This window comes from Peribacillus sp. SRI_006 (assembly GCF_057586375.1).
Genome location: NZ_JBYCZT010000029.1, coordinates 26,425 through 33,850 on the forward strand (window position 1 = coordinate 26,425; position 7,426 = coordinate 33,850).

Consider the following 7,426-nt stretch of genomic DNA (forward strand, 5'->3'; position numbering starts at 1 on the left):
TGTATTAATAGCTACTCTATCTATAATTACGCTTCCCGATTTTTAATCACTTAAGTTATATTGATATAATTAATAAATAATTTGTCATCACCTCTCTTGTGAAAAAAGCGGTTATTTTTCCAGAATGCCAAGTAACAGGTATCTTACTTTTTCCCTAGAGGTGAATTTTTTATAAGTTCTAGCTTTCACTTTTTCAAATTGAATCGGGGTAATAAAATAAGAATGGTTCTTCACTGCCACATTCGGCTTCAGGAGGATGACGTCACCTACAGACGGTCCCTTTATGATTTCCTGCTTCCCTTCAGCCTTAAGACCTTTTGTAATGTAATGTTTATCCACATGGCCTTTATTCGTCAACTTGTAAATATATGGATGCTTTTGGTATTGTACCGCCTCTATAGGTATGGAGGGTACACCGGCTTTCTCATTGGTTATTACAGTAAGGTTCACTTTCGATCCCACCAACAGAGGTTCCGTTTCTTCGCCTTCCGGTTCGATTAAAGCCTGAAATGGAAATCTGTTATCTTTTTTTAATGATGGCTCTTCTGCGGGATAGGAATGGATACGGCCTATCGTCCCTTTCAATGCCTTTTTTGAATCAGAGGAACTTGCTTTTATAGTCATGCCCACTTCAGCCTTTTTCATTTCCTCTTCGGAGAAATCCCCTTCAATTGCCATATTTGTAGAAACGATGGATATAATGGGATTATCAAGGTTTTTATTGATATTTTTAACGACACCATCAGCCTCGCTCGTCGTCACAATTGCACTGGACTGCTCCTCAATCGAACTTAATTTAGCGTCAAGCATTTTCACTTTTTCATCCAACCTGTTTTTTTCTAGTTCCTGCTTGTACATTTCTTGCTCAATGTTACTTTTAATAAGGTCTGAAGAGCTTGTCGTTATATCAATATTCAAGTTTTTTTCCACCGATTCATCAATTGCAGCTTCAGGTTCACTGGTCAAGGTCCCCTGATAAGACCTCAACTTCCCTATGTATTCCTCAATCCCTGCCCTTTCCCCCTCAGCTGCCGTTTTCTCCGCTTCCAAACTCGCTTTAAGCGCATCAAGTTCGGTCGCCGTATACTCAAACAACGAGGAGCCAGCCGTAATCGAATCGCCTTCTTTTACAAGGAATTTCTTAAAATCATTTTTCTTGGCATCAAAATAGATATCATACTCTTCTACTGGTTTAATTACCCCATTTGTTTGAATAGTATCCGTAATTGTATCTTTTTTTACCTTAGTCCAGTTTTCAACGAAAACCGTACGTTCCACTTTGCTTTCCTTTTTTTCAATAAGGTATAAGTTAACGGTTATTAACACTATCGACGCAATGGAGACCGCCACTATTTTCCAGTTACCGCTCATTCATTTCACCCGCTTTATACAAATACGCCTACTTGGATGTATCCTAAAAAGGCTTTAACAAACCATGTGGCCAAATAGAAAAGAACAATCATTAAAAGGACCAAATAATTATTACGTTCTGTAAATTCCTTTAAATAAAAATATTGCAGAGCAATAATGAGAAATTGAAAAATGGTAATTTCACTGAAAAAGTGAATGAAATAATCGCTTCTGAGAAAATACTGACTGATGATCCCCAAAGAAAAAGGATTGGCATCGCTGCCTATATCCATTAAAACGAATAAGGGAATCAATAATGTTTTTTCCACTAATTGCAGGCCAAAAAGAATCATTTGAACGATAACTAATTTTATATAGGGGATATCAGTAACGATCCAAAAGAATAGAGCTGCTAAAAATATGTATATGGAAGGGTGGATTATTCCTGTTATTATATTGCCGCTCAAAATCAGCAACTTTGCTGCTTCAAACTCATTGGCGCTCATCTTCGTGATTTCTTTGGAAAATGATTCTGAACCAATCCCAAAATATCCCCCAACGGCGAATACTATAAGACTAAGAAAATATATAAATATTAATTTCAATCCAAACTTTGTGACTGCCTCTGCATTTTGCAGCTGATAACGACTCCGATAAGGCTGTAAAATGCCCTTTAACAATCCGACCTGGTACACCATAATTGGTCCTCCTGCAAAAAATGATATATCATCATACATTTTATCCTATTTTGGAAACAATTGCAGAAATAAGGAATGAATATACAAAAAAAACACATAAGCCTTTCCTTTTAAATAGAATCCCCACACTAATTTGGTGTTAATACCGACAAATGGTGGGCAAGGACTTTAATGCGTGAAGGAGTTTGCCTATAGTTCTCTCCATCCATATCCACATCAAGCGGCCTCTTGGATTCAATAGTCAAGGTACCTGCTTGTAAATAAGTCACCCCAGAGTCAGAACTCATATTTTGAGTCCATGAACGTTTCATCGCTATTATTTCTAAAAATGCACCAAGGCTTGCATTTTCCAAGATGGCAACGCCAAAGAGCCCATCGTCTGGTCTTATCATGGGAAAGGGCAATAAATTAGTGCCGATAAAACAACCATTCAAGACTAAAATCATAACTGCTTCCCCTTCAATGAAATCCCCATCATATTCCAGTTTATAGGGAAAGGGAGCACTCTCACCAATCGTCCTTACAGCGCTTAATAAATATCCTATCTTTCCGAACCTGCTTTTTTCCTGCTCATCAATATTATTTGAAGCATCTGAAATAAGCCCAACTCCCCAGAAATTGGAAAAATAATCGTTATTGGACTTACCAATATCAATTGGACGAACCTTACCGTTTACTAATGCTTCCGCAGCTTGACGAACATTTTGAGGAATCTTTAATGTCCTGGAGAAGTCATTGCAAGTCCCTCCAGGTAAAATCCCAAACAACGGCCGCCTCTGAAGGGGTGAAAGGCCATTTACACACTCATGTACCGTTCCATCTCCTCCCAATACGAAAACTACATCCATTTCTTCACCATATTCCAAACAATAACGGCATGCATCGCCTTTTTGCTTTGTTTGTAGAATGAGAAACTCATCAATATGTGGAGCTAATACCGGAAGACACCCTCCTAGATTCCTTTCGAGTTTATCATTCCCTGCATTTTTATTATAAATCAGCATTCCCTTTTTCCATCGCATGATTCTAGCCCCCATATTATTGAAAGAATTGTCTTCTTCCCATCACTTTTTACTTTTTCCTAAATCTCCGTTTTTAAATCTCATTAAAAATTTAAATGAAAAAGAGGCTTTCGCCACTTTCAGTAAAGCCTTCATATATTCAGCAAATAATCCTTCATCAATAAGATAAGCTTTGAACACAAGGGGCTTCTTTTTTCATTTTTTTCCAAAAATAACAAAAGGCTTTCCAAGATGATTGAGCTTGGCCTAACCTTTGAAAATTCTTCCTGGAGTGCCTTTAAAGCTTCCGTAATTTTACGTGTTTCCATTCCCTCTTCTTTACGTGTTTCCACTTCCAGCATCCTGGCGATAATCGAATGGATTTCTTCTTTTGGGCTCATATCCCGCATCGAGCAACCTGGTAGGGGAAATTGTTTCAATAATGGATCTTCCATGTTCTCCAGACTTGTGACAATGGAATCCATCCGGTTCAATATGAAGCTAGGTAACAATTCTACATCGAAAGCATTTTGTTTCCTGATCAATATTCCGATATAGCCTTTGAAAAGCGAATCTAAAATAATGGTGCAATCGGGCAGAAGATCAGATGAAAGTCCCGGGTATAACTCAATGATTTTACGCTTGAACCAAATCAAGCCCTCTTCATGGATATAATGTAAAAATCCATCTAGTTCCTTGCTGATATGAACCATTTGTTCCTGCATCATCATTTGAATCAAGTTGGTATTTCCCGTCATATGCTCAATGTGAACAGTGATCTGCCTCATGAATTTGTCTTTACTGGACAATGAAGCATCCAGTTCAAGATCAAGTAATGAGTCTGTCAACGCTTCATAATAAAATTTAAAAATGGAGACTAGTAATTCCTCCTTCGATTTAAAATAATTATAAAAGGACCCTTTTGCTATCCCGCATTTTTCAACAATTTCCTGAACCGAAGTTGCATGATAGCCTTTCTCCGCGAAAAGCTCCACAGACTTATCTATGATCATCTTATTTTTTTCTTTCATCAAATTCATCCTATCTCTTAAAATTGTCCACCGGTGACCAACTGGTCACATCCTCCAAATTGTATCCCAAAACCCTTGAAATCACAACGTTAGCACTAACGGATATTATCTATTGCAATCATAATCCATATACTATATATTTGAGTTTGTGACCGACTGGTCACAATTTTATGTATGGAGGGTACAAGCTTGAATTCAATAATTAAATTTTCATTAAAGAATAAATTGGCAATCTGGTTGCTTACCATCATCATCGTTGCAGCTGGTTTATACTCCGGTTTAAACATGAAACAAGAAACCATACCAAGCATCTCCACTCCTTTAATAAGCATCTCCACTGTTTATCCTGGAGCTGCACCTGAAGAAGTAGCAGATAAGCTCACAGACCAGATTGAGCTAAAAGTAACAAATTTGCCAGGAGTCGAATTAGTCAGTTCTTCGTCCATGGCCAATGCCTCTTCCATCCAATTACAATATGATTATGATACGGATATGGATGATGCAGTAAAAGAAGTGAAAGAAGCTTTAGAGAAATTGGAACTGCCGGAGGGAGTAGATGACCCGAGTGTATCTAAATTAGAATTAAACGCTTTTCCTGTCGTCGCACTCAGTGTAACAGATAAGGCTTCTGATTTACCAGCCCTTACAAAAAATGTCGAAGAGGTGTTAGTACCTAAACTTGAAGGAATTGACGGCGTGACATCCGTATCCATTTCCGGACAGCAAGTAAATGAAGGAAGCCTTGTATTCGACCAGGACAAGATGGCTCAATACGGGCTCGATGAAGAAACCGTAAAGAAGGTTATCCAGGCTGCAAACGTCAGTATGCCGCTTGGCATATATAACTTTGATGATAAAGAGAAAACGATCGTTGTGGATGGAAACATTTCCACATTAAAGGACCTGAAAAATATAAAGATACCTTTAACCGGCGGCCCGAAAACAGGAGCGCCAGCACAAACTGGACAGGAAACCAATCAATTATCTCCTGAAATGGAAACAGGTCCTGCCCAACTGCAAAATGTGAAATTATCAGATATTGCCGATGTTAAAATTACCGGTAAGGCTGAATCGATTTCAAGAACAAACGGTAGCGAATCGATTGGAATCCAGGTTACAAGATCACCTGATGCCGATACAGTTGCAATCGTCGACGAAGTAAATGAAGAAGCATCGAATTTCAAAGAAGAGTTTAATGGGGTAAGTGTACACACTACTCTCGATCAAGCTAAACCGATTAAAGATTCCGTTGAAACCATGATCAGTAAGGCACTCTTCGGCTGTCTGTTTGCCGTCATTGTTATCATGCTGTTCCTTAGGAACTTTAAAACGACTCTCATTTCCGTCATTTCGATTCCATTATCCCTGTTAGCAGCCCTTTTGGTGCTCAAACAAATGGATATTTCATTGAATGTCATGACACTTGGGGCCATGACCGTTGCGATTGGCCGAGTCGTCGATGACTCCATTGTCGTCATAGAAAATATTTATAGAAGAATGGCTTTAAAAGGCGAACAATTAAAAGGCGGCGAATTAATACGATCTGCCACTAAGGAAATGTTCATCCCCATCCTTTCATCGACAATCGTTACTGTAGCCGTATACCTGCCTTTAGCAAGCGTTACAGGACCTGTCGGGGAACTATTCACGCCATTCGCCTTAACAATGGTGTTTGCATTAGTCGCTTCATTAATAATCGCCATCACACTTGTTCCGGCAATGGCAGACTCTTTATTTAAAAAGGGACTATCTACAAAAGAATTAAAATCACATGAAGAAAAACCAAGCAAACTATCAGCATTCTATCGAAAATCACTAGATTGGTCATTAAATCATAAACTAATCACTTTCGGCACAGCCATTGTATTATTAGTTGGCAGTTTATTCCTAATCCCAAGCATCGGTGTAAGCTTCATGCCTGCAGATGAACAAAAAACGATCATCGTCACTTACACTCCCGCACCTGGAGAGTTAAAAGAGGATATTGAAAAGCAAACAGAAAAAGTGGAAAAATACTTCATGGATAAAGACGATGTGAAGACCGTTCAATACACACTTGGCGAAAGCATGATGGGCGGAGGCATGATGGGCGGCTCGAGTAACTCGGCTCTCTTCTATGTACTCTATGACGAAGACACCGAAAATTTCGGGGACAAAAAAGAAACCGTCATAAAAGAATTAACTGAACTTGATTCACCTGGAACATGGAAACAACAAGATTTCACATCAACATCAAGCAACGAGACCACTCTGTTTGTTTACGGAAATACACAAAAAGATATTGAACCGGTAATTGATGATATTCAAAATATCATGAAGAAAAATAAAGATTTAAAAGATGTTGATACAAGTCTTTTAGATGCTTATGAGCAATACACTTTAGTTGCAGACCAAGAAAAGCTAAGCGACCTTGGACTGACAGCTGCACAAATTGGCATGTCCATCGCCAATACGAATAAGGATGATGCTTTAACTACCATTAAGAAAGATGGAGAAGAAGTCAAAGTATATGTCGAGACAAAAGAAACGACATTCGAAGACAAAAAAGATCTAGAGAATACGAAAATTTCTTCTCCAATGGGAATGGAAATCCCATTGAAAGAGCTTGTAAAAATCGAAGAAGGCAAAGCTTCCGATACAATCAGCCGCCGCGATGGAAAAATTTATGCCGACGTGTCTGCAACAATCAAATCGGATGATGTGGCCGCAGTGACAGCTGAGGTACAGAAGGAAGTTGATAAATTAGACCTTCCTGCAAGCGTCTCTATAGACTACGGCGGAGTAACGGAAGATATCCAAGAATCATTCACTCAACTTGGTATCGCTATGTTAGCGGCAGTTGCTATCGTATACTTTGTCCTAGTGGTTACTTTCCATGGTGGTTTAGCACCAATAGCCATTCTCTTCTCCTTACCATTTACGGTAATCGGGGCATTGGCAGGGCTATTCATTGCAGGTGAGACCATCAGCGTTTCGGCAATGATGGGTGTCCTGATGCTTATAGGTATCGTCGTGACCAATGCCATCGTATTAGTGGACCGTGTTATCAAGAATGAAGAATCCGGGCTATCTACCAGGGAATCTTTACTCGAGGCAGGATCCACCCGTCTACGCCCTATCCTGATGACTGCCCTTGCCACAATCGGCGCTTTAATACCTCTGGCAATCGGTGCGGAAGGCAGTGGATTAATATCACAAGGTTTGGGCATTACCGTTATCGGCGGACTGGTGAGTTCTACATTGCTAACACTTGTAATAGTGCCGGTAGTATATGAATTTATAATGAAAATAGGTAAAAAGAAGAAAAAAACAGTTAAGTAACGAAGAAAAAAAAGAGGGGATTCCT

The 7,426-nt window shown here is 39.1% G+C and carries 5 protein-coding genes; 1 reads left to right on the plus strand and 4 read right to left on the minus strand.

Annotated features, from left to right (window positions below; translation table 11 throughout):
• Nucleotides 1-111: 111 nt before the first annotated feature.
• From AC2YHV_RS26855 to AC2YHV_RS26870, 4 genes are all read right to left on the minus strand, one after another.
• The gene (locus AC2YHV_RS26855; protein WP_487374515.1) at nt 112-1,371 is read right to left on the minus strand and encodes an efflux RND transporter periplasmic adaptor subunit; all 1,260 of its coding nucleotides are present in this window, start codon (nt 1,369-1,371) and stop codon (nt 112-114) included.
• Between the two features lie 14 nt (nt 1,372-1,385).
• Nucleotides 1,386-2,048, minus strand: a complete 663-nt coding sequence (locus tag AC2YHV_RS26860) for a hypothetical protein (protein ID WP_095680013.1) — start codon at nt 2,046-2,048, stop codon at nt 1,386-1,388.
• Nucleotides 2,049-2,176: 128 nt separating this feature from the next.
• On the minus strand, nt 2,177-3,070 hold the full coding sequence (locus AC2YHV_RS26865; RefSeq protein ID WP_487374516.1) for a YegS/Rv2252/BmrU family lipid kinase: 894 nt from the start codon (nt 3,068-3,070) through the stop codon (nt 2,177-2,179).
• A 131-nt stretch (nt 3,071-3,201) separates the two neighbouring features.
• Nucleotides 3,202-4,080: a TetR/AcrR family transcriptional regulator gene (locus AC2YHV_RS26870; RefSeq protein ID WP_057277198.1), complete on the minus strand. Its 879-nt coding sequence runs from the start codon at nt 4,078-4,080 to the stop codon at nt 3,202-3,204.
• Between the two features lie 189 nt (nt 4,081-4,269).
• On the opposite strand from AC2YHV_RS26870, the gene AC2YHV_RS26875 reads away from it, so the two are divergent.
• Nucleotides 4,270-7,401, plus strand: coding sequence for an efflux RND transporter permease subunit (locus AC2YHV_RS26875; RefSeq protein WP_487374517.1), 3,132 nt, complete (start codon nt 4,270-4,272; stop codon nt 7,399-7,401).
• Nucleotides 7,402-7,426: the final 25 nt, after the last annotated feature.

Excerpts from the sequence above, each read along its gene's own strand:
- AC2YHV_RS26860 (WP_095680013.1), bottom strand. The coding sequence starts at position 2,048 with ATGGTGTACCAGGTCGGATTGTTAAAGGGCATTTTACAGCCTTATCGG.
- AC2YHV_RS26870 (WP_057277198.1), bottom strand. The coding sequence starts at position 4,080 with ATGAAAGAAAAAAATAAGATGATCATAGATAAGTCTGTGGAGCTTTTC.
- AC2YHV_RS26855 (WP_487374515.1), bottom strand. The coding sequence starts at position 1,371 with ATGAGCGGTAACTGGAAAATAGTGGCGGTCTCCATTGCGTCGATAGTG.
- AC2YHV_RS26865 (WP_487374516.1), bottom strand. The coding sequence starts at position 3,070 with ATGCGATGGAAAAAGGGAATGCTGATTTATAATAAAAATGCAGGGAAT.